General features: G+C 64.2%; 20 protein-coding genes and 2 tRNA genes. 6 read left to right on the top strand and 16 right to left on the bottom strand.

What is annotated here, in order from left to right; all coding sequences use genetic code 11:
• Together AC3A3W_RS06165 and pknB are read left to right on the top strand one after the other, a co-directional pair.
• On the top strand, positions 1-827 hold an 827-nt coding region (locus tag AC3A3W_RS06165; protein WP_487441169.1), incomplete at its 5' end, for a PASTA domain-containing protein.
• A 3-nt stretch (positions 828-830) separates the two neighbouring features.
• Positions 831-2,780 (top strand): Stk1 family PASTA domain-containing Ser/Thr kinase, encoded by a 1,950-nt coding sequence (pknB, locus tag AC3A3W_RS06170; RefSeq protein WP_487441171.1) that lies wholly within the window; start codon positions 831-833, stop codon positions 2,778-2,780.
• A 43-nt stretch (positions 2,781-2,823) separates the two neighbouring features.
• Here the strand turns inward: pknB and AC3A3W_RS06175 are convergent, their stop codons facing one another.
• Together AC3A3W_RS06175 and AC3A3W_RS06180 are read right to left on the bottom strand one after the other, a co-directional pair.
• Positions 2,824-3,465, bottom strand: coding sequence for an aminodeoxychorismate/anthranilate synthase component II (locus tag AC3A3W_RS06175; protein WP_487441173.1), 642 nt, complete (start codon positions 3,463-3,465; stop codon positions 2,824-2,826).
• A 170-nt stretch (positions 3,466-3,635) separates the two neighbouring features.
• Positions 3,636-4,436: a class E sortase gene (locus AC3A3W_RS06180; protein WP_487441175.1), complete on the bottom strand. Its 801-nt coding sequence runs from the start codon at positions 4,434-4,436 to the stop codon at positions 3,636-3,638.
• 176 nt (positions 4,437-4,612) lie between these two features.
• Here AC3A3W_RS06180 and AC3A3W_RS06185 point away from each other — a divergent pair, with 176 nt between their 5' ends.
• Positions 4,613-4,867, top strand: coding sequence for a cell division protein CrgA (locus AC3A3W_RS06185; RefSeq protein ID WP_205654763.1), 255 nt, complete (start codon positions 4,613-4,615; stop codon positions 4,865-4,867).
• A gap of 16 nt (positions 4,868-4,883) precedes the next feature.
• Positions 4,884-5,480: a DNA-3-methyladenine glycosylase I gene (locus AC3A3W_RS06190; RefSeq protein WP_487441177.1), complete on the top strand. Its 597-nt coding sequence runs from the start codon at positions 4,884-4,886 to the stop codon at positions 5,478-5,480.
• 190 nt (positions 5,481-5,670) lie between these two features.
• Here the strand turns inward: AC3A3W_RS06190 and AC3A3W_RS06195 are convergent, their stop codons facing one another.
• The 3 genes from AC3A3W_RS06195 to AC3A3W_RS06205 form a co-directional block, all read right to left on the bottom strand.
• Complete coding sequence (locus tag AC3A3W_RS06195) at positions 5,671-6,138, bottom strand: carboxymuconolactone decarboxylase family protein (RefSeq protein ID WP_487441179.1); 468 nt, start codon at positions 6,136-6,138, stop codon at positions 5,671-5,673.
• 835 nt (positions 6,139-6,973) lie between these two features.
• Positions 6,974-7,855: a rhomboid family intramembrane serine protease gene (locus AC3A3W_RS06200; RefSeq protein ID WP_487441181.1), complete on the bottom strand. Its 882-nt coding sequence runs from the start codon at positions 7,853-7,855 to the stop codon at positions 6,974-6,976.
• An 8-nt stretch (positions 7,856-7,863) separates the two neighbouring features.
• A complete protein-coding gene (locus tag AC3A3W_RS06205; protein WP_400576951.1) occupies positions 7,864-8,409 on the bottom strand; it encodes a peptidylprolyl isomerase in 546 nt (181 codons plus the stop codon).
• A gap of 156 nt (positions 8,410-8,565) precedes the next feature.
• Here AC3A3W_RS06205 and AC3A3W_RS06210 point away from each other — a divergent pair, with 156 nt between their 5' ends.
• Positions 8,566-9,507: a hypothetical protein gene (locus AC3A3W_RS06210; protein WP_487441184.1), complete on the top strand. Its 942-nt coding sequence runs from the start codon at positions 8,566-8,568 to the stop codon at positions 9,505-9,507.
• 146 nt (positions 9,508-9,653) lie between these two features.
• Positions 9,654-10,529 carry a glycosyltransferase family 2 protein gene (locus AC3A3W_RS06215; RefSeq protein ID WP_487441186.1) on the top strand — a complete coding sequence of 292 codons (876 nt, stop codon included), beginning with the start codon at positions 9,654-9,656 and terminating at the stop codon, positions 10,527-10,529.
• Positions 10,530-10,563: 34 nt separating this feature from the next.
• Here the strand turns inward: AC3A3W_RS06215 and AC3A3W_RS06220 are convergent, their stop codons facing one another.
• The 11 genes from AC3A3W_RS06220 to dnaN all read right to left on the bottom strand — a co-directional run bounded on the left by AC3A3W_RS06220 (position 10,564) and on the right by dnaN (position 21,868).
• Positions 10,564-11,487, bottom strand: a complete 924-nt coding sequence (locus tag AC3A3W_RS06220; protein ID WP_487441188.1) for a DMT family transporter — start codon at positions 11,485-11,487, stop codon at positions 10,564-10,566.
• Positions 11,488-11,575: 88 nt separating this feature from the next.
• Positions 11,576-11,651, bottom strand: a tRNA-Ala gene (locus AC3A3W_RS06225).
• Between the two features lie 72 nt (positions 11,652-11,723).
• Positions 11,724-11,846: a DLW-39 family protein gene (locus tag AC3A3W_RS06230; RefSeq protein ID WP_400478369.1), complete on the bottom strand. Its 123-nt coding sequence runs from the start codon at positions 11,844-11,846 to the stop codon at positions 11,724-11,726.
• Between the two features lie 52 nt (positions 11,847-11,898).
• Positions 11,899-11,972: transfer RNA gene (locus tag AC3A3W_RS06235), tRNA-Ile, on the bottom strand.
• A gap of 100 nt (positions 11,973-12,072) precedes the next feature.
• The gene (locus AC3A3W_RS06240) at positions 12,073-12,762 is read right to left on the bottom strand and encodes a DUF3566 domain-containing protein (protein ID WP_487441190.1); all 690 of its coding nucleotides are present in this window, start codon (positions 12,760-12,762) and stop codon (positions 12,073-12,075) included.
• Complete coding sequence (gene gyrA, locus AC3A3W_RS06245) at positions 12,759-15,440, bottom strand: DNA gyrase subunit A (protein ID WP_487441192.1); 2,682 nt, start codon at positions 15,438-15,440, stop codon at positions 12,759-12,761. Before gyrA ends, AC3A3W_RS06240 begins: the two co-directional genes overlap by 4 nt.
• A 59-nt stretch (positions 15,441-15,499) precedes the next feature.
• Positions 15,500-17,587: a DNA topoisomerase (ATP-hydrolyzing) subunit B gene (gene gyrB, locus AC3A3W_RS06250; protein ID WP_487441193.1), complete on the bottom strand. Its 2,088-nt coding sequence runs from the start codon at positions 17,585-17,587 to the stop codon at positions 15,500-15,502.
• 408 nt (positions 17,588-17,995) lie between these two features.
• Positions 17,996-18,550 (bottom strand): DciA family protein, encoded by a 555-nt coding sequence (locus AC3A3W_RS06255; RefSeq protein WP_487441195.1) that lies wholly within the window; start codon positions 18,548-18,550, stop codon positions 17,996-17,998.
• Positions 18,547-19,755, bottom strand: a complete 1,209-nt coding sequence (recF, locus tag AC3A3W_RS06260) for a DNA replication/repair protein RecF (protein ID WP_487441197.1) — start codon at positions 19,753-19,755, stop codon at positions 18,547-18,549. The genes AC3A3W_RS06255 and recF overlap by 4 nt, the downstream gene beginning before the upstream one ends.
• Before the next feature lie 57 nt (positions 19,756-19,812).
• Positions 19,813-20,697 (bottom strand): phosphogluconate dehydrogenase (NAD(+)-dependent, decarboxylating), encoded by an 885-nt coding sequence (gnd, locus tag AC3A3W_RS06265; RefSeq protein WP_487441199.1) that lies wholly within the window; start codon positions 20,695-20,697, stop codon positions 19,813-19,815.
• 46 nt (positions 20,698-20,743) lie between these two features.
• Positions 20,744-21,868, bottom strand: coding sequence for a DNA polymerase III subunit beta (gene dnaN / locus AC3A3W_RS06270; protein ID WP_487441201.1), 1,125 nt, complete (start codon positions 21,866-21,868; stop codon positions 20,744-20,746).
• Between the last annotated feature and the right edge of the window lie 139 nt (positions 21,869-22,007).

Genomic DNA, 22,007 nt, shown 5'->3' on the forward strand with positions numbered 1-22,007 from the left:
GATCGGACGGCGCGCCCACGCGCGCCGGCAGCACGCTGTCGCGGGCCGACGCCTTGGCCGCTGAACGCAGCTGGGTGCAGGAAGAGGAACAGTACGACGAACCGGCGGATGAGCCGGAGCGCCGCGGACGCAGCCCGTGGACCTGGCCGCTGATTGCCCTGATCCTGCTGGTGATCTTCGCCGTTGTGGGTATCCTGCTGACTCAGTCGGGGCTCCTGTTCCCGCCGCAGTCACCTGCCGGTACCACCTCGAGTGCCGCCAGCAGTGCGACTTCAACAAGTGCCAGCCCCACGCCTTCCACCGCCTCAGCGACGCCCACGCCGTCTCCCACACAAAGCACTCCGGAGACGGTCAACGTCATTCCCGCGGCCTACCTGGGCAAGCAGTTCACCGATGTGCGCGACGAACTGAATGCACTGGGACTCCGGGTGGACGGGGTACCGGTCTTCAATGCGGCGGCTCCCGGTACGGTCACTGAAATCAACCCGACCGGCCCGGTCCAGCCGGGGGAGACCATCAAGGTCACCTACTCCAAGGGCCCGGAGAAGGCCACGGTGCCGAGCCTTAGCCCGGGCAGCAGCGAGGCCCAGGTCCGGACTGCGATCGAAAACGCAAAGCTGCGCTGGGTCAAGGGACCTGACGTGGAGGGTGATCCGGGACAGGAACCGGGCACCTTCGTCAGCTCGGAGCCGGGCAGCGGCAGCGAAGTTGATGCCGGATCTGTGGTGACCTATCACCTTGCCAAGGCTCCCGCCGCGACGCCCACCACCCAAAGCCCCAGCCCCAGCCCCAGTGTCATTCCGAGCACCCCCTTGGGCCAGGGATAAGCTGTGACTACGCCGCCACGATCGCCGTCGCACCGGGAAGACCATATCCCGGTGACCGCCCAGCGCATCCTCAACGGACGCTATGAGCTCGGTGAGCTCATAGGCCGGGGAGGCATGGCCGATGTACACCGCGGCATCGACACGCGGCTGGGGCGCACAGTGGCCATCAAGCTGCTGCGCCCGGACCTGGCACGGGATCCCCAGTTCCAGGCCCGGTTCAAACGCGAGGCACAGGCCGTCGCGGCCCTGAACCACCCGTCCATCGTGGCCATCTACGACACCGGGGACCACGCCTTGCCCGGGGATGACCATGACCACGTCCGGGTGCCCTACATCGTGATGGAATTCGTGGATGGGCAGACCCTGCGGGACCTCATCAGGGCCAGAGACATCACCATCGACCAGGCCATCAGCTACATACTGGGTGTCCTGTCCGCACTCGAGTACAGCCACAAGGCCGGAATCGTTCACCGGGACATCAAGCCGGCCAATGTGATGTTCTGCAGGAACTCGGACATGGTCAAGGTCATGGACTTCGGCATCGCCCGTGCCATGGCGGACTCCGCCGCCACCATGACGCAGACGCAGGCTGTCGTGGGCACTGCCCAGTATCTGTCGCCGGAGCAGGCCCGCGGCGAGACCGTGGATGCCCGCAGCGACCTGTACTCCGCCGCGTGCCTGCTATATGAAATGCTGACCGGCCGCCCTCCCTTCATCGGTGAAAGCCCGGTATCCGTGGCGTACCAGCACGTGCGCGAGATTCCTGAACCTGCCAGCAGCCTCAACCCGGACGTTTCCGAAGCGCTCGACAGCGTCCTGGCGAAGGCACTCCAGAAAAACCGGGTCGACCGGTTCCAGGATGCCGCAGCGTTCAGGCGTGCGCTCCGGGCCGCCCAAAACGGTATCCCCGTGCCCGGAGTGTCCCCCAGCGAGGCCCCGACAGACCCGAACGACCACGTTCCGCAGCCCCAGCGCATGCCTGCCACGGAGATGTTCTCCGTGACGGGTGCCAGCTTCCTGGACGATGCCCCGGGCGGCAGGCTCCGCCCTGCCCACGAGCCTGCCGGCGGCGAGGCCGTTCTGCCCGCCGAGGCCGCCGCGATGTACGAGACGGCTGAACAGGACGATCTTCCCCTGGGCCTCCCGCGGGAGCGGGAGCGCACGAACGTACAGAAGTCCCGCCGTCGGGCGTGGACCGCCACCTTTGTGATTTTTACCCTGCTCGTGCTGGCAGGCAGCGGACTGTGGCTGTATAACGTCATGAACCAGCCGCCGGCGGAGCCGGTGAAGGTTGCTGTTCCCTCGGTGGAAGCCCGCACGGAAACCGAAGCCCTGCAGGTGCTGTACGACGCCAAGCTGCGTCCACAGATCAAACGCGTCCAGCACGATACGGTGGCCAAGGGCACCGCCATCGGCACTGTGCCCGCGGCCGGATCATTCCTCAACCTGGATTCGGAAGTGACGCTCAATGTTTCGGCCGGGCCCAGCGCCGTCAAGATCCCGGAAGCGTTGCCTGGTCGGACTGAGGCGGCGGCGCGTGACATCCTGAGACAGGTCGGACTGGTGGGCGCACCGTCCACCACCATGGCCAACAGCACAACGGTCCCGGCCGGCCTGGTGATCACCACCAAGCCGGCTCCGGGCCAGCAGGTTGCCGTGGGAAGCAGCGTGGAGATCATCATTTCCACAGGCAAAGTGCCCATGCCCGAGCTCCGCGGCTTGACGCGCGCCGAAGCGGAAGCCGCGCTGAAGGAGCTGGGCCTGCCGGTTGTCATCCGGGAAGTGGAGAATTCCCAAGTGGCTCCGGACAAGGTGACAGGACAAAGCGACCCGCTGAATGCCCTGGTGGAGCAAGGCAAAACCATCACCATCACCGTGGCAAAGGCACCTGCCCCAAAGCCGACTCCCACTCCATCGCCGACAGCCTCGCCCACCGCCACCGGGAAGCGCTAGAACGCGGGAAGCGCTGGAAACCGCTGGCCGGCTGTATGGGCCGCTAGTGCTGGATAAGCGGGCTGAGCTTAGCGGCGCGTTCGGCCGCGCCCTTCATGCCGAGTGACTCGAGCCAGTTGCCCAGCATCTGGTAGCCGCCCTCGGTGAGGACCGATTCCGGGTGGAACTGGACTCCACACAGCGGCGCCGTGCGGTGCTGCAGACCCATGACCACGCCAGTGGCGGTTTCCGCTGTTATTTCGAGAACCTCGGGAATGGACTCCCGCACTGCTGCCAGCGAGTGGTAGCGCGTTGCGGTGACGGGGGAGGGCAGGCCGGAAAACACGCTGGTGCCCTCGTGCTGGACCAGGGACGTCTTGCCGTGCATCAGTTCAGGCGCATGTGTCACGGTGCCGCCGTATGCCTCGGCGAGGGCCTGGTGGCCCAGGCAGACACCGAACATGGGCTTGTCGTTGTCGCCGCACCACCGAATCAGCTCAATGCAGACGCCGGCCTCGGACGGAGAGCCCGGACCGGGCGAGATGAGTACGCCGTCGCGCGTTTCCGCCATTTCGATCGCTTCGGCGAGCGTGACGTCGTCGTTGCGGACCACGGTGGTTTCGGCGCCCAGTTCCTGGAGGTAGCCCACCAGGGTGTAGACGAAGCTGTCGTAATTGTCCACGACGAGGATCTTGGTTGTGCTCATGGTTTGCTTGCCGCACCAATCGTTGAGTCGGTGAATTGTGTGAACTGTGACATCCAGGGGAAAAGGAACTCGACCATCAGGAACAGTGCCCCAACAATCAGCGCCGCGGACGTGAGGATGCGGAGCCAGAGCGGGCCGGGGAGGTGCCGGAATATCCAACCGTACAAGTCTCAGCCTTCCCCTCGGGCGCGTGCCACCTGGGCCGCGATTTCGGGCGGCGGCCCCGCGGATACGGGCCGCCAGTGGTCCAGGACCGAGTAGGCAATGATCCGCTCTTGTGAACCAAAGCGGGGGTTGCAGCTGGTCATGGTCAGGAATCTTTCGGTCGGCTTCGCTCCGGGTTGGGAGGGCACCGGAAGCAGGACGTCAGCGGCGGACGGCATCACGATCCGGTTGTTCCGGAAAACGTAGACGTAGTAGCCGTCCTTGGTCTGGACGTAGATCTTGTCTCCCGGAACCAAGGTGTGGATATTGTCCAGCACGGCGCCGTGCGTCTGCCGGTGACCGGCCACGGCGAAGTTCCCCACCGCCCCTGGCATGGCAGTACTCCCGTAATGGCCCAGGCCGAGGGTGTCCAGCACGTCCGGGCTGGTGCCTTCAACGATGGGCCGGGTGTAGTTTTCGCCGAACCGGGGAATGTAGATGATGCCGATGGTGCCGCCGTGCCCGGGTGCCCGGGCGACCGCGGGGAGCCCATAGTCCGCTGTCCCCGACGCTGCCGCCGATCCGCCCGGATTGGGGACGGGCGCTGGAGTCACCGGTGCAGCCAGCTCGCGGGCAAAGTTCTTGACCACCTCGCCCTGCTTGGCGTCGGACGCGACGTTCGTCCACCACAGCTGCCATGCGACGAAGAGCAGGAGCACAATGCCGACAGTCATCAGCAGCTCACCGATGATCTGCACGGCCCTTCGCAGGATTACGACGCCGGAAACCGGCGCGGCAGGGGGTCTCACCTTCTCCTGCAGTACCACGCGATCTCCTCCAAGGCGGGTGCGGTGGGCGCTGGTGTGGCCTGAACTACAGCTAGAATTGGCTGCTAGTAAGACTTCAGACTTGACCAGGAGCGCGCAGACCGCCGGCAATATTCCTGCTAGCAGGATATCAAGCCGAGGTCGCCGTTCTTGATTCATCCCGCCAAGGAGGACATGTGCCCGAGTCAAAGCCACGTAAGAAGACTGCCCGTGCGGCCGAGTCTGTCTCCGCGACGCAGGCGAACAAGCCCAACGCCGTGTGGTTCAAGCCTGTCATGTTCGGGCTGATGATCATCGGCCTGCTCTGGATCATCACCTTTTACATCAGCGAGGGCAAGCTCCCCGTGGGCGACTGGGGCTCCTGGAATATCGTGGCCGGATTCGGCATTGCGATCATGGGTTTCCTCATGACCACGCGCTGGCGTTCCTGACGGCCGTCCCGTTGCCATGACTCCCGAAGGCATCATCATCGGCGACGACGGCCTTGCCCGTCCGGTGTGGGCCTCCACCGATCCACTGATGCGGGAGTACTACGACACCGAGTGGGGACTGCCCGTCCGGGACGAACAAGGATTGTACGAACGCATCAGCCTGGAGGCGTTCCAGGCCGGGCTGTCCTGGGCAACCATCCTCCGCAAGCGGCCCGCGTTCCGTGCGGCCTTCGCCAACTTCCATCCTGAGACTGTGGCGGCGTTCACCGAGACCGACGTCGAACGGCTGCTCCAGGACGCCGGCATTGTGCGAAACAGGCTGAAGATCCGTGCCGCCATCACCAACGCCCGGGCCACCATTGCCCTGCGCGACGAGGGCGGGCTGGTGGATTTCGTGTGGCAATTCCAGCCCGCTTCCACTCCCGCGCCCCTGACCTACGCTGATGTACCCACGACGTCCGCTGAATCCATTGCACTGTCCAAGGCACTGAGGAAAAAAGGGTTCGCGTTCGTCGGCCCCACCACGATGTTTGCGCTCATGGAGGCGATCGGCATGGTGGACACCCACCTCATCGACAGCCACCGCCGCGGAACATCAGGCGTCTGGGCGTAGACGCTTCGTCCGCTCTCCCAACGCAGTTGGCCGGCATCCACAGATGTTGGTAAAGATATCCACAGTGTGGATAAGCCGGGCACCTGCTTTCGGCTGATACGCGGGTCAGGGCCTCTGATGTCTGCTTCCCCTCACGAAAAGGCCCCCGCAAGTTATTAACAATGTGGAAACTCTGTGGATAACGCCGGCACTACTCTCTTTTCCGGCGGACGGGGTGCTGGCTCGTGATGGAAACCCTATTGAACGCGTTCATCGTAATGGCCAGCCAACTGACCGCTGAATACTGCTCGGCCGTAAGGTGGTCACGCGCGTAGGCGTCCTCGGATTCGCGTGTTCGCGCGTCGGGGAGGTTCGTGATGCTCTCGGCCAGTGCCAGGGCCGCCCTCTCGACACCGTCAAAGAGTTCCGTGTCGCGCCAGGCGGGGAGCACAGCCAGCCGCTGGCTGGATTCGCCGCCCTCGAGTGCGTCCGCGACATGCATGTCCAGGCAGTACGCGCAGCCGTTGAGCTGGGACGTACGGACGTTCAGCAATTCGATGAGCTTAGGATCCAGCCCGGCTTCAATGGCGGCTTCCCGGACCTTGAGTCCCAGACCGTTGAGGGCACGCCAGGAGGCGGGGTGGTACTTGTCCAGGAAGATGTGTTCGGTGGTGCTCACGGCGTACTCCTTGGTGAATCAGCCTGCCGGAAGTCACCGGCGGACAGTAGCGCTGGCTGGCGGTTAGTCCGAGACTACACGCGGCCTGTACCACCCGGCGCGACCCTTGCCGCCCGTGGCGTTCCGGTTATCCACTTAACAACAGGCGGGTACCCACAACTTATCCACAGGTGGGGATAACCTGTGGGGAAGAACGGCGGAAACCACCGCGATGTAGGCCTCAGGACCGTCTCCCGCCGTCGAACTACACGGCTGTAAGTTATTAACAGTTGTGCATAACCCTGTTGACATCCAGACCGTCCGCGGCGGACCGCTTGGCGTGATTTTGGCGCGCGGCGGCCCTTGGGCCGTGGACCAATGGGGTGACGTCCCCGGAGTGGCTTCCCCCGGGGCGGGCGGGGCGCCGCCGATGCCCCGCCCTGACGAAGTTGTCCACTTAACCACAGGCGGCCCCCGGCGGGTTATCCACAATTGTGGACCTTGCGCTGCGGAAATCCCGAAGAACGCCTAGATAACGGGGAAGTGGGCGGGGGCGGGGCTGAACTACAGGGGTGTAAGTTACCAACAGTGTGGATAACTCCTGTGGAAAACTCTCCGTTGAAGGGGGCTACACGTTGGTGTAAAAGAGGCAGGCTTGGACCCGCGCGAGGCTTAAAAGCAGTCGCCGAAGGCGCGCCCGTGCTTTGGTTGGGCGCGGTGCCGGGATGCCGTGCCGGGATGCTGTGCCGGAACGTACGGGCCGCAAAAACAACCGCAAGCACGGAGCCATGAGGCGGCAGAAGCCGTTCAAGGCCGCAGGGGCACAGCCGGGGTATGTGAAGTGGGAAAGCGCTCGTCAGCCGCCGACGACGCGGTACCAGGTGGCGGCAGCCAGCAATGCCAGGACGGCGGCCAGGCCGGCAAACTGCAGAAAGTGCTGGCGGGGTCCGCGGGGAATATAGGCGATGGCGGCAGCGCAGAGGGCGCCTGTCACCAAGCCACCGAGATGGGCCTGCCACGCGATCTGGGGGACCATGAATCCGATGACGCCGTTGATGGCAATGAGCACCCAGAGCTGCCGGGTGTCACCACCCCTGTGACGCTGGACTACGAGCATGGCTCCGAAGAGCCCGAAGATTGCTCCCGAGGCACCTACCACTCCGGTCAGGGGCTGGCCGGGAACATAGCCCGGGGTCAGCAGTAGGTAGCCGACTGAGCCGCCGATCGCGGACAGGATATACACGGCCAGGAAACGGATGCGTCCGAGGAGCGGCTCCAGCGCCTGGCCGAACATCCACAGCATGTACATGTTGAGCACGATATGGAGGATGAAACCCTGCGAATGCAGGAACGCCGACGTCAGCATCCGCCAAGGTTCGAACACCCCGTACTCCGGAGTGGCATAGACGGTTGCGAAGGCAAGGTTCTGATAGACCTCATCGCCGGGAATCAGCCATTGCAGCACATAGAGCACTGCACACAGCGCGATAATCCCGAACGTCACCAGCGGCTTGCCCTCCGTCACGGCGCCGCCGTAGACGGTCCGGACGGCCGGCGTCGTACGTTTTGTTTCGTTGACGCAGTCAACGCACTGGAATCCGACGGCGGCCGCCCGCTGGCACTCAGGGCATGCGGGACGCCCGCAGCGCTGGCAGCTCACGTAGGAGGGCCTGTCCGGGTGCCGGGGGCACACTGGTACCTGCGCGGACGGCTCGACCGACGGAATTCCGTAACTCATGGTGTGGGTTAGAGCTGCTCGATGTCGATGCTGTTGATCGTCACATCTTCGACCGGACGGTCGCCCATGCCGGTGCGAACACCCTCGATGGCGTCGACGACCTTGCGGGATTCCTCGTCAGCCACTTCACCGAAGATGCTGTGCTTGCCCTGCAGCCAGTCGGTGGGGATGGTGGTGATGAAGAACTGGGAGCCGTTGGTTCCCTTGCCCATCTGGATGCCTGCGTTGGCCATGGCCAGCTTGTAGGGGGCGTTGAAGCTCAGCTCGGGGTGGATCTCGTCGTCGAAGCGGTAACCCGGTCCGCCGGTGCCGCGGCCCAGGGGATCGCCGGCCTGGATCATGAAGTCCTTGATGATGCGGTGGAAAATGGTGCCGTTGTACAGCGGCGTGCCGGTCTTTTCCTCGCCAGTCTCGGGGTGCGTCCACGTCTGTTCGCCGGTGGCCAATCCAATGAAGTTCTTGACGGTCTTCGGCGCGTGGTTGCCGAAGAGATTTACGACGATGTCGCCGAGGCTCGTGTGGATGGTTGCTTTTGCAGTTGCTGTGGCAGTCATACGGTCATTCTTTCACGGAGGGTCAACGCGGCACGGGGCAGCAAAGGCAGTTCCGCGTTGGGTGAAATCCGCCGGGAATCCGCGGGAACGATAGCAGCGCGGGTCATCCTCAACGTAGGCTAGCGACAGAACCGTCACATTAATCGGGAGGTAGTTGTGAAAAAAACGGATCGTATTGCCCGTGAACTGGAGTTGTCGGTCAGTTCCGCAGTAGAGAACGCAAAAGACCGGGTGGAAGCCGCAGTGGACTGGGCTGTACCCCGGCTGCAGCATGGCATCGACACCGCTTCCCCCAAAATCCAGGAAGGCCTCAAGTCTGCCGCCTACAACCTGGCTGACGGAGTTGCCGTCGTGACGCCGCGGATCCAGGACGGACTGGCGCACCTGGCACCGAAGATTCACGACGCCGTCGAGGGTGCCACGCCGAGGCTGCACGAGGCCCTGGACAAGGCCACCCCCGTTATTGCAAATGCCCGGGACCGCGTCGTGGTCGAATACCTGCCCCGGCTCTCCGACCAGATCGGCACGGCGTCGGAATCGGTCCACCGGACCCTGGAAAACGCTCCGGCCCGCGTGGACGCCGTGGCACAGAAGCTCGGGGATGTCGGCATCATCCACTCCATCCAGGAGCAGGCACACGTTGCCGGCACCCAGTTGAAGTCGGCGGCTTCGGAGGCAAGCCGCGCGGTCACCGGCAAAGCCCTGGTGCAGCCGGAAAAGCCGAAGAAGCGCGGACTGCTGATCGTTGGAGTCATCGCGGCGGCAGTGGCCGCTGGAGTCGCCGCCTGGAAGGCTTCCAAGCCGGTCGAGGACCCGTGGAAGACCCCGGCGCCCGTTACTCCGGCGCCGTCAACCCCTGCCGCTGAGACTCCGTCCCCGGTGCCGGCCACTGCCGTCACCGAGCCTGCAGCAGCCGATGCCGATGCCACGCCCCTGGCGGCTGCCGCCGCCGAGGACACCGAAGAAGGTTCGGCGGACAAGGCCAAGCACGTCGCCGGAGATTCCGACGCCGGCGAGGTCAGCACCGACGCAAAGACCGCCGTCAAGAACATCGCCGCCAACATCGACAACGGTGCCAGCAAGACAGCTGACAAGTAAAGCATTTACATCCCACGCCGAACGGGCGTGAGGTGGAGGGGTCCCGCTTGGTGCGGGGCCCCTCTTTCTTTGCGCGGCCTTCTTACGCGGTGCTGGTGTGCGCGCCACCGGGGGGAAGAAATTTGATCGGTGCTAAATTTGAGGTGATGTCACCCGATAGATCCTCCGAGGATGCCTTGCATGACGCTCCGCAGCTGCCGGGCGTATCCATCGTCATACCGGCATATAACGAGGAAAGCGTCATCCGGCAATGCCTGATTGCCGCCGTCTATCAATCCGTTCCGGCGCACGAAATCATCGTTGTGGACAACATGTCCAAAGACCGCACGGCAGACATCGTCCGCCAGATGCAGCAGGAGTACCCCGAGAGCCCCATCATCCTGCTGAGCCAGGACAAGGAACAGGGCCTCATCCCCACGCGCAACTTCGGCCTTGACCACGCAACCGGCGATATCCTTGGCCGCATCGATGCCGACTCAGTGGTGGAGCCTGACTGGGTGGAACAGGTCCAGAAGGCTTTTGAAGACCAGTCCACCCAGGCCGCCACAGGACCCGTGGTCTACTACGACATGCCCATGCGCCGGTTCGGCCTCAAAGCCGACGACAAGATGCGCCAACTCATGCTCAAACTGGCCAAGCACCAGTACCACTTCCTCTTCGGATCCAACATGGCGCTCCGCCGCTCTGCGTGGGAGACCATCCGGAGCGAGGCCTGCCGGGATGAGAAGGACGAGATGCACGAGGACATCGACCTCTCCCTCCACCTCGCGGACCACGATCTGAGGATCCAGTACTGGCCGCAGATGGTCTCCGGGATGTCGGCCCGGCGCCTCGAAGACTCGCCCCGCGACTACCGCTACTACGTGACCCGCTTCGACCGGACGTACAAGGCGCACAACGTGAAGAAGATGGCCCTCAAGGCCCCCATGGTGGTCTTCTTCTCCGTGTACTTTCCCGCCAAGCTGCTGCGCGCCATCCACACCGTCAATACCAGCCAGCCGGCCCGCCGCGGCGGCCAGTAGCTGCAGGCCGGTGGCCGGCGCGGCCGGCTGTCCCTCAGTCTGTGCCCAACTCCGCCAGGGGGCGCTCCGCCAGAGGTCTTCCGCGCCCGGACTTGCCGGTGCGCTGACCTGCAACGACGACGGCGAGCCCCACCAGGATGAGCGCAAGGCCACCGTACGTCCCCGCCGGCAGTGACTCATCCAGAAAGACGGCAGCAAGCAGCGCCGCCCCGGGAATCTCCAGCAGGATAATCATGGACACAAGCAGCGGGCTCATGGTCGCCAGCAGGTGGTTGAAGGCCGTGTGCCCAATCAGCTGCGCGCAGACGGTGATGGCTATGATCCCCATCCAGCCGGCCGCCTCGAAGCCCACGAGCGGCTGGTCGGTGAAGAGGGCAAGCACCGCAACGAACGCGGCGCACATCCCGTAGCAGAGTGTGGTGTAGGTTCCCGTGGTCATGCTTTGCCGGGCCCTGCCGCCTGCCAAGGTGTAGATGCCCGCCAGGAGGCCTCCAGCCACGGCCAGGAGGTCGCCCAACAGTGCTTCACTGGACGCGCCCATATCGAAGCCGGTGATGGCCACCACGCCGCCGAACGCTATGCCGAGGCCAACCAGGACAGGCCACCGGTGCCTCACGCCGCGGAACAGCTGTATGACGGCGATCCAGGCGGACTGCAGGCAGACGAGGGCGGTGGCGGCGGCAACGGATGTCAGCTGCAGGGAGGTGATGAAGCAGGCGAAATGCAATGCCAGGGCGAGGGCTGCCACGAGCGACCATCGGAACTCCGGTCCCGTGATCCGCCCGAACTGCGCCGGTTCCCTGACGAGGGTGGGAGTCGCCATGACCCCAGCTCCGATCGCGTTGCGCCAGAAGGCAATGGCCAGGGCCGTCACCGTGGTGGAACCGAGGGTTGCAGCGATGAGGGGTCCGGAGGAAGCCACACCGAGGACGCCCAAGGCGGCGATGAAGAAGGTCACGGTTACAGCGTAATGGCCCGCTGGTTGAGCCTGTCGAAACCTGTTAAAAGCGGAAAGTCCCGGCCATCTCTGGCCGGGACTTTCCTTATGGTGGAGGCACGGGGACTCGAACCCCGAACCCCCTGCTTGCAAAGCAGGTGCGCTACCAATTGCGCCATGCCCCCATAAGAAGCAACCCGTCTATCATACCCTAGTTCGGAAGGCCGTCTGACCAGCCTCCGCATCGGGGATCCGGACTATTCAACCGTATCGGTTGACTTGCTCCAGACCGTTTTCCGGGCTTCGGATTCCTGCACTTTCCTGTAGAGCAGGACGCCTGCGACCGCAGCTGCAATTGCCAGCAACTTCTTCACACGCACCCCGTTCCGGTCAGTTTTACCTGATCCTTTACTAGAACCTGTGCAGGTTCCGTGGGCGTACCAGGACTTGAACCTGGGACCTCTTCGTTATCAGCGAAGCGCTCTAACCGCCTGAGCTATACGCCCCGATGCCTCATCGGGCCGAGACATGACTTTACAGCACATCCCGGCCCGATCTCAAATCGAGGCATTCCGTGGTGCTATTTCCCCGGAATCACGGGCTTTTCTAGTCGTCCGTCAGCGTGACGCCGATGCCGCCCACAAGGGTGGCAGAGATGTTGTACAGAACGGCTGACAGCATGGACAGGGCCGTCAGCAGCACAACGTTGACCACGGCGATGATGGTGGCAAAGGAAGCCACCTGGCCGAGGGAAGCAACCTTCTTCAGTTCGAATCCGCCGCCTTCGGAGCCGGCGAGGGTTCCGAGCAGGCTGTCCACCTGGTCGAAGATGCCGGTCAGGTCCAGCACCGTCCAGAGCACGATGGCCGCCACCACGGTGACGATCCCGAGGGCCACGGAGAGGAGGAAGGCCATCTTCAGGACGGACCAGGGGTCCACCTTGCTGACCAGCAGGCGCGCGCGGCGGACCTTGGCCTTCGGTGCGGGCTTCACGAGTCCCGGCGTGCCCTGACCGGGCCGCTGACCGGGCACTGCAGGCCGCTGGCCGGGTATTTGGGGACGCTGGCCGGGCGCCTGGGGACGCTGCCCCTGCCCGGTCGTCTGCCCGGGCGCCTGGCCTGGCGCTTGGCCGGGCCGTTGGCCCGGTGCGGCGGGCCGCTGTCCCGCAGGTCCCGATGCCGAGCCCGGGCTCTGCTGGGGACGCACCGGGGCGTTCACTCGTGGAGCGGCTGCCGGCTGCCGTATCCCGCCGGGACCATTGCTGCTCGGCTTGGGAAATGAGTCGGAATTACTCACTCGTTACCTCCGGTGTTGTCTTCGGTCAGCTCGGCGTCATTGTCCGCATCCTGGGATGCTGCGGGCACTGCCGACTCTGCCTCTGCTGTTTCTGCCTCTGCGGACCCATCTGCTGATCCGGCATCTTCAGCCAACGTTACGTCATCGTCCGGAGATTCCTCTCCCTCGAGTCCGCGTTCGCTGTTGCGTGCCACCTCTATGATGCGGTCGTTCTTGTCAGGTTTCGCGAAGATGACGCCCATGGTGTCGCGGCCCTTGGCGGGAACGCCGGCCACGGCCGAACGGACCACCTTGCCGCCCTCCATGACCACCAGGACTTCGTCCTCTTCCTGGACAATCAGGGCGCCGACGAGGTCGCCACGTTCCTCGGCGAGCTTGGCGACCTTGATGCCCAGTCCGCCACGTCCCTGGAGACGGTACTCCTCGACGGCGGTCCGCTTGGCGTAGCCACCCTCCGTGACGATGAAGACGTACGAACCGTCGGTGACCACGTTCGCGGCGAGAAGTTCGTCGTCCTCACGGAACTTCATGCCCGTCACGCCTGAGGTGGCACGGCCCATGGGCCGCAGCGCGTCATCCGTCGCGGTGAAGCGGATGGACTGGCCCTTCCGTGATACCAGCATGAGGTCGTCCGTCTCGGAGACGAGCTGTGCGGAGACCAGTTCATCCTCGTCGCGCAGGTTGATGGCGATGACGCCCGCGGACCGGTTGGTGTCGTAGTCCTCCAGCCGGGTCTTCTTGACAAGTCCCCGCTTGGTGGCGAGCACGAGGTACGGGGAGTGTTGGTAGTCCTTTAGGTCCAGCACCTGGGCAATGTGCTCGTCCGGCTGGAAGGCCAGCAGGTTGGCCACATGCTGTCCCTTGGCGTCCCGGCTTCCCTCGGCAAGTTCGTACGCTTTGGCGCGGTAGACGCGGCCCAGGTTGGTGAAGAAGAGCAGCCAGTGGTGCGTGGTGGTGACGAAGAAGTGTTCCACAACGTCGTCGCCGCGCAGTTGGGCGCCCTTGATGCCCTTGCCGCCGCGCTGCTGGGAGCGGTAGTTGTCGCTTCGGGTCCGCTTGACGTAGCCGCCACGGGTAATGGTGACCACCATTTCCTCTTCAGGAATGAGGTCTTCCATGGACATGTCGGTGTCGTAGCCCATGAGGATCTTGGTGCGGCGGTCGTCACCGTGCTTGGCCACGATCTCGGCAAGCTCGTTGCTGATGATCTCGCGCTGGCGCTCTTCCGAAGCAAGGATCGCGTTGTACTCGGCGATCAGTGCTTCGAGTTCAGCGTGGCGGTCCTGGATCTTCTGGCGTTCCAGTGCGGCCAGGCGGCGGAGCTGCATGTCCAGGATGGCCCGGGCCTGAAGTTCGTCGATGTCCAGCAGCTGCATCAGCCCGTCGCGTGCGGCCTCGGTGGTGCTGGAGGCGCGGATCAGGGCAATGACCTCGTCCAGCATGTCCAGGGCCTTCAAGAGGGCGCGCAGGATGTGCGCTTCCTCCTCGGCCTTGCGCAGCCGGTACCGGGTGCGGCGTGCAATGACGTCCAACTGGTGTGTGACCCAGTGGCGGATGAAGGCGTCGAGGCTCAGCGTGCGCGGCACGCCGTCCACGATGGCCAGCATGTTGGCGCCGAAGTTTTCCTGCAGCTGCGTGTGCTTGTAGAGGTTGTTCAGCACCACCTTCGCGACGGCGTCGCGCTTCAGGACAATCACCAGGCGCTGGCCCGTGCGGCCCGAGGTTTCGTCGCGGAGGTCGGCGATCCCCTGGACCTTACCGTCCTTGACCAACTCGGCAATCTTGATGGCCAGGTTATCCGGGTTGGCCTGGTAGGGCAGCTCCGTGACCACCAGGCACGTGCGTCCCTGGAGTTCCTCCACGTTGACCACGGCGCGCATGGTGATGGAGCCGCGGCCCGTGCGGTAGGCATCCTCGATGCCCTTGTGGCCGAGGATGGTCGCCCCCGTGGGGAAATCCGGCCCCTTGATGCGGAGCAGCAGCTCTTCGAGCAGCTGCTCCCGGCTGGCGGTGGGATTGGCCAGGTACCACTGGACGCCGTCGGCAACCTCGCGGAGGTTGTGCGGCGGAATGTTGGTGGCCATGCCGACGGCGATGCCCGAGGAGCCGTTCACCAACAGGTTCGGGAACCGTGCCGGGAGGATCGTGGGTTCCTGGTTCTTGCCGTCGTAGTTGTCCTGGAAGTCGACGGTTTCCTCGTCGATGTCCCGCACCATTTCCATGGCCAGGGGCGCCATTTTGGTTTCGGTGTAACGCGGTGCAGCGGCGCCGTCGTTGCCGGGAGAACCGAAGTTGCCCTGTCCAAGGGCCAGCGGGTACCGCATGGTCCAGTCCTGGATCAGGCGGACCAGCGCATCGTAAATGGCGGTGTCACCGTGCGGGTGGTACTGGCCCATGACCTCGCCCACGACGCGCGCACATTTGTTGAACGAGCGGTCGGGACGGTAACCGCCATCAAACATGGCGTACAGCACGCGGCGGTGCACAGGCTTGAGACCGTCCCGGACATCAGGCAGTGCACGGCCCACGATGACAGCCATGGCGTAGTCGAGGTAGGACCGCTGCATCTCCGTCTGGAGGTCAACCTGCTCCACGCGGTCGATCAGCACATCCCCCTCCAGCACCACTTCGGGGTTTTCTGCCGAGTCCGAAGGAACCTCAGGGGTTTCGTCACTCATAGTCTATATTTTCCGTTTCAGGTATATGTCGGTTCAGGAATATCAAGGCGGATTTACCGCTAGATATCAAGGAACCGGACGTCCTTGGCGTTCTGCTGGATGAAGTTGCGGCGGGATTCGACGTCCTCGCCCATCAGCACGGTGAAGATCTGGTCTGCAGCGGCGGCGTCTTCCATGGTGACCTGCAGCAGCGTCCGGTTGTCCGGGTCCATGGTGGTGTCCCAGAGCTCCGTGTAGTCCATCTCGCCCAAGCCCTTGTAGCGCTGGATGCCGTTGTCCTTGGGGATGCGGCGCCCCGCGGCCTGCCCTGACACCAGCCTGGCGTCGCGTTCGCGGTCGCTGTAGACGTAGTCGTGCGGCGCGTTGGACCACTTGATCCGGTAGAGGGGCGGCTGGGCCAGATAGACATAGCCGTTTTCGATCAGCGGGCGCATGTAGCGGAACAGGAGCGTCATCAGGAGCGTGGTGATGTGCTGGCCGTCAACGTCGGCATCGGCCATCAGGACGATCTTGTGGTACCGCAGCTTGCTGAGGTCGAAGTCCTCGCCAATGCCGGTGCCGAACGCCGTGATCATGGACTGGACCTCGTTGTTGCCCAGGGCCTTGTCCAGCCGGGCACGTTCGACGTTCAGGATCTTGCCTCGCAGGGGCAGGATGGCCTGCGTCTCCGGGTTCCGGCCGCGCTTGGCCGAACCGCCGGCGGAGTCACCCTCCACGATGTAGACCTCGCACTTCGACGGATCCTTGGAGGAGCAGTCGGAGAGCTTGCCGGGCATGCCAAAGGACTCCAGCGGGCTCTTGCGGCGGGCATTGTCCCGGGCTTTGCGTGCGGCCATGCGCGCCTGCGCGGCCGAGATGGCCTTGCGGATGACGTCCCTGGCGGGTCCGGGGTTGCGTTCCAGCCAGTCGCCCAACTGATCGGTGACCACACGTTGCACGAACCCCTTGACCTCGGAGTTTCCCAACTTGGTCTTGGTCTGGCCCTCAAACTGCGGTTCGGCAAGCTTCACGGAAATGACGGCAGTGAGGCCTTCCCGGATGTCATCACCCGTGAGGTTCTCTTCCTTTTCCTTGATGATGCTCTTCTCCCGGGCGTACCGGTTGATGAGGGAAGTCATCGCCGCCCGGAACCCCTCCTCGTGGGTGCCGCCCTCGTGGGTATTGATGGTGTTGGCATAGGTGTGGACGCTCTCGGAGTAAGCGCTGGTCCACTGCATGGCCATTTCCACGGCGATTTTGCGTTCCGTATCCTCGGTCTCGAAGGCGATGACGTCCTCGTGGACCACATCCACTTTCTTGCCCGAGTTCAGGTGCTTGACGTAGTCCAGGAGGCCGTCGTTGTACTGGTAGACCACGGTGCGGTGGTCCGCACTGACTTCACCTTCGGTGGCGACGGCGTCAAGGTCGAGGTCGTCGTCATCACCGGCAGCAGCGGTGGCGCGCTCGTCCGTGAGCGTGATGCGAAGGCCCTTGTTAAGGAATGCCATCTGCTGGAAGCGTGCACGCAGTGTCTCGAAGTCGAATTCGACCGACTCGAAGATGCCCGCATCCGGGTAGAACGTCTGGGTGGTACCCGTGGTGTCTGTTTCCTCGCCCTTGACCAGGCTGCCCTGGGGCTTGCCGCCGTCGGCGAACGACATGCGCCAGACGTGGCCCTGCCGGCGCACCTCGGTATCCACCCGGCTGGAGAGCGCGTTGACCACAGAGATACCCACGCCGTGGAGGCCACCGGACACCGCGTATCCGCCGCCGCCGAACTTGCCGCCGGCGTGCAGGATGGTCATGACCACCTCTACGGTGGGCTTGCCCTCGGTGGGGTGGATGTCCACCGGAATGCCTCGGCCGTCGTCTGTGACTTTTACGCCGCCGTCGGCCTGCAGGACGATTTCAATGTGCGTGCAGTATCCGGCCAGGGCTTCGTCAACGGAGTTGTCCACCACTTCGTACACGAGGTGGTGGAGTCCGCGCAGGCCCGTGGAACCGATGTACATGCCGGGCCGCTTCCGCACAGCTTCAAGGCCCTCAAGAACAGTGATGTCGCTGGCACCGTATTCGCGCGGGGTCACCGCCTGCGCCGGTGTGTCAGGCGTCGGGGCATCCTCCATTGCGGGTTCCACTGCCTGGATATCTGCATTGTCGTTAGCCACAGGCGCTCTCGACTCCTCTTTGATTGATAATGGCCGGCCGAGGCCGTCTCCCAAGGGAAAGGCTTCCGCCAACAGGCGCGTCACTGATAGCGCCGGCTACTCGATCGACTGGCGGAACCGTTTTCCGCGCGCTGGAAAAGCGTCGGAAAACGGACTCAGTCAACGTTTCACCGGCGCCCAGTTATCTACAGTGATTCTATCGTGAAAAGTGGCTGATCCCTGCATTCCAGGGCCGTGGACGGCGGTCAATGTGCCTCTCGCTGGCCATTGGCCGCGCCTGCAAGGCTCCCGAGGTACCGTCTTCAGGTTCCTATACGGCTGATGGCGGTTTGAACGGCCTACACGCCGTTTGGGCATAATTCAATAGTTCCGTCGGCGGACGGTGTCCGAACCCCCCGCGGCCAGCGTCTATCCGTACGTGTCCCGGGGCCCGCGTCCGTTGACAGTGCGGCCGCCCTTGCGCCAGCTCGGGGCTGCCGGACCCAGCACCTGGATGCTCGTGACCACGCCGTCGCCGAGCTCGACGCGGAACTTTTCCAGCAGGCTGATGCTCAGCAGGCGAAGCTGCGTGGCCCAGGCCGTGGAGTCACAGCGCACGTGGAGTGTGGTGTCGGTGAAGCTCTCAGGAGTGCAGTGGGCGGCGATTTCGGGACCGACCAGGGTGGCCCACTGGGCCATGACGGAGCCAACTGCCACCGGTGAGGTCCAGCCGCGTTCGGCGACGAGCCTGCCCACGACCTTGCCCAGCCCAAGCGGATCACGCCCGGTGGCGTGGAACTGGCTGAAACCGCGGGTGTTCCTCCCCGCCGTCCGTTGCTTCTGGGTGCCACCTGAACGCGGGGCGGCACGCCGCACTTCTCCGCGGGCGGCCGCGGCATCGCGCATCCGGTTCAGCGCAGCCTGGGCTGCATCGATTTCGTCAGGGTCGCGGCCCGGCTGGAGGCCACCGTCGGTGCTATTCATCGAGATTCCGGATCATCGATTCCTCCCGGGACGACCATCACCCGCCGCCCGGCCAGTTCCTCAGGAATGTCAGCCTCGACGGCGGCAGTCACCAGGACCTGTTCGGCACCGGAGACTATTGCGGCCAGTTTACGCCGCCGCTGCACATCAAGCTCGGCAAAAACGTCGTCGAGGATCAGGATAGGTGCCGAACCGCCCGTGCGTGCGTCATCGAGCATGACGTAGTAGGAGGCCAGCCGCAGGGAAAGGCACATCGACCAGGTTTCGCCGTGTGAGGCATAGCCCTTCGCGGGTGCCTGGCCCAGGACTAGTTCCAGTTCATCGCGATGGGGACCGACAAGCGAGATGCCGCGTTCAAGTTCCCTGCGCCGGGACGCCGCGAAGGCCCGAACATAGCGTTCGGTGAGCTCGTCCACGGAAAGCAGCCGCAGGTCCTCCACCTGGTCGGCGTCGGCAGAAGGTTCCCCGCCCACACCGGCCGGTGCGCCGTCGTCGTCCATCAGGGTCTGAAGCGTCGACCGGTACGCGGCATCTGCAGCCTTGGAACCATCCGTCAGCTGGGCGTAGGCATTGTTGAGGTGTGGGCGGAGCCGCTCCACCAGCTCCAGGCGGGCGTGCAAAAGTTCGGCTCCGGCGCGTGCCATGTGCTGGTCCCAGACATCCAGGGTGGCCTCATGCCCCGCCGTGAATTTGCCGGCTCGCGCCGATTTGAGGAGGGCGTTGCGCTGTTTGAGGACGCGGTCATAGTCGCTTCGTGTGGCGGCGTGCCGCGGGATCAGGCTTACGAGCAGCTCGTCGAGGAAGCGCCGCCGGTTCGATGGATCCCCCTTGACGAGGGCAAGGTCCTCGGGCGCGAACAGGACAGTGTGGCAGATGCCCAGCAGATCCCGGGCCCGGACGGGGTTGCTGCGGTTAATCCGGCCACGGTTGGCCCGCCCGCTGTTGATCTCCAGTTCCAGCACGGTGGACTGTTCCCCGCGTACCAGTTTGGCCCGGATCAGCGCGCGTTCCGCGCCGAAGCGGAGGAGCGGACCGTCGGCGCTGACGCGGTGCGAACTCAGGGTGGCAAGGTACCCGACGGCCTCCATGAGATTGGTTTTGCCGATCCCGTTGGAGCCGACCAGGACGGTCACGCCGGGTTCCAGACGGAGATCCACCTGGGCATAGCTGCGGAAGTCGGTCAGGGACAAGTGCTCTAAGTACACGCGTTCTTCAGGATTCTCGGGACTCTCGTCCGGGACGCGCAGGTCCCGGGGCGGATGCTACTTGGCCGGACGGGTGGAGTGTCCGCCGAACTGGTGGCGCAGTGCGGAGACCATTTTCATGGCGGGCGAGTTGTCCTCGCGGGAGGAGAAACGTGCGAAGAGCGCCGCGGTGATGGCCGGGGCCGGAACCGCGTTGGCGATAGCTTCCTCTACCGTCCAGCGTCCTTCACCGGAGTCCTCGACGTAGTCATCGATTGATGCCAGTCCAGGATCTTCGTCCAGAGCCTTCACCATCAGGTCCAGCAGCCAGGACCGGACAACAGTTCCCTTCTGCCATGCACGGAAGGTGCCGGGAAGATCGGTGACGATCTCCTTGGCGGCGAGCAGCTCATAGCCTTCCGCGTAGGCCTGCATGAGGCCGTATTCGATGCCGTTATGGACCATTTTGGCGTAATGGCCCGCACCGACGCCGCCCACATGGACGAAACTGTCCGCCCGGTCCCCTTCGGGTCGAAGGGCGTCGAACACCGGCAGGGCGCGCTCGATGTCCTCGGCGCTCCCGCCGGCCATGAGGCCATAGCCGTTCTGGAGACCCCAGACCCCGCCGGATACGCCGCAGTCCACAAACCGGATTCCTTTTTCGGCCAAAGCGGCGCCGTGCTTCTGGTCCTCTGTGAAGCGGGAGTTGCCACCGTCGATGACCAGGTCACCGGGTTCGAGCTTGGTGCCAAGTTCAGTGATGACCGCGTCGGTGATTTCACCGGCGGGGACCATGACCCAGACGAGCCGGGGCGCAGGCACGGCGGCAATGAGCTCATCCACCGAGGACACGTCCGTCACGTCCGGATTGCGGTCCAGGCCCGTGACTTCGATGCCTCCCTTGCGCAACCGTTCGCGCATGTTGAAACCCATTTTTCCAAGGCCGATCAGTCCGATGTGCACGGGTCAACTCTTTTCTGCGCGGGAGGTGGTGGGTCGGGAGGTGGGTCTAGCTGGGCAGCCGGACCGGCATCACGAGGTAGCGGTAGTCGTCCTGGTCCTCGCCGTCGGCGTCGGCCTGTGCGGTGATCATGGCCGGTTTCGGCGCGGTGGTGAAGGAAAAGCGGACGTACTTTGTTTCGATGACGCTCAGACCTTCAACGAGGTAGTGAGGGTTGAAGGCCACGGTGATGTCATCGCCAGAGAGCTGGGCTTCGAGCTCTTCGGAAGCCTGCGCGTCCTCGCCTGTACCGGCGTCAAGGTGGAGCTGGCCCTGAGTGAAGGCCAGACGCACAGGGGTGTTCCGTTCGGCAACGAGGGAGACGCGGCGGACCGCTTCGACGAGTTCCTGGGTCTGCACCGTTGCGTGGATCGGAGTTGAGTCCGGGAACAGGGAGCGAATCTTGGGGTAATCGCCGTCCACAAGGAGGGACGTCGTGGTGCGCCCGCCGCTTTCAAAGCCGATGAGCCGCGAGTCGTCGTCAGCGATGGCGAGGCTGATGTCGCCGCTGCCTCCCAGAGTCTTGGCCACCTCGTTGAGGGTTTTCGCCTTGACCAGGGCGCTGGTGGAAATGCCCGGGGTGACTGGCTTCCACGGCACTTCGCGCATGGCAAGGCGGTAACGGTCCGTTGCCAGAAGCGTGATGAGGTCGTCTTCGATTTCCATCCTGACACCCGTGAGGATGGGGAGCGTGTCGTCCTTGCTGGCGGCAATGATGACCTGGGATACCGCCTGTGCAAAGGAATCGCCGGCCACTGTGCCGCTGATGGTGGGCAGTGCCGGCAGCGGAGGATACTCGGCCTCGGGCATGGTGGCGAGGTGGAAACTGCTTCGGCGGCAGGTGAGAGTGACCTTGCTGCCTTCTGTCTCGATGTCCACAGGGGCGGAGGGAAGGCTGCGGCAGATGTCGGCGAGCAGCCGGCCCGAGACAAGAATGGTGCCTTCGTCCGCGATGTCAGCCGGGATCTCCAGCCGCGCCGACGTTTCGTAGTCAAAGCTGGAGAGGCTCACGGTTCCGGCTTCAGCCTTGAGCAGCAGGCCGGAGAGGACGGGGACGGGCGGCCGCGGAGACAACGATCGGGCTGTCCATGTGACGGCTTCTGCCAGGACGTCCCGTTCGACTCTGAACTTCACGGAAGGGTGCCGCCTTTCATTGCTGCTGCCATTTGCTGAACGGGAACTCCCGCAGGGAGTTCACAAAACCTGTGCCCCCAAACCACCGGAACCTGCATGGTCCGCGCTTGCTGAACCACAGGAAGACCCAAGGATGGGA

It is taken from the genome of Arthrobacter sp. Soil_N43, from assembly GCF_057655195.1.

What these genes read in the sequence shown, in the direction of transcription:
- AC3A3W_RS06175 (WP_487441173.1), bottom strand. Translation starts at nt 3,465, where the DNA reads ATGAGCACAACCAAGATCCTCGTCGTGGACAATTACGACAGCTTCGTC.
- AC3A3W_RS06190 (WP_487441177.1), top strand. Translation starts at nt 4,884, where the DNA reads ATGACTCCCGAAGGCATCATCATCGGCGACGACGGCCTTGCCCGTCCG.
- AC3A3W_RS06200 (WP_487441181.1), bottom strand. Translation starts at nt 7,855, where the DNA reads ATGAGTTACGGAATTCCGTCGGTCGAGCCGTCCGCGCAGGTACCAGTG.
- AC3A3W_RS06205 (WP_400576951.1), bottom strand. Translation starts at nt 8,409, where the DNA reads ATGACTGCCACAGCAACTGCAAAAGCAACCATCCACACGAGCCTCGGC.
- AC3A3W_RS06215 (WP_487441186.1), top strand. Translation starts at nt 9,654, where the DNA reads ATGTCACCCGATAGATCCTCCGAGGATGCCTTGCATGACGCTCCGCAG.
- gyrA (WP_487441192.1), bottom strand. Translation starts at nt 15,440, where the DNA reads ATGAGTGACGAAACCCCTGAGGTTCCTTCGGACTCGGCAGAAAACCCC.
- AC3A3W_RS06255 (WP_487441195.1), bottom strand. Translation starts at nt 18,550, where the DNA reads ATGAATAGCACCGACGGTGGCCTCCAGCCGGGCCGCGACCCTGACGAA.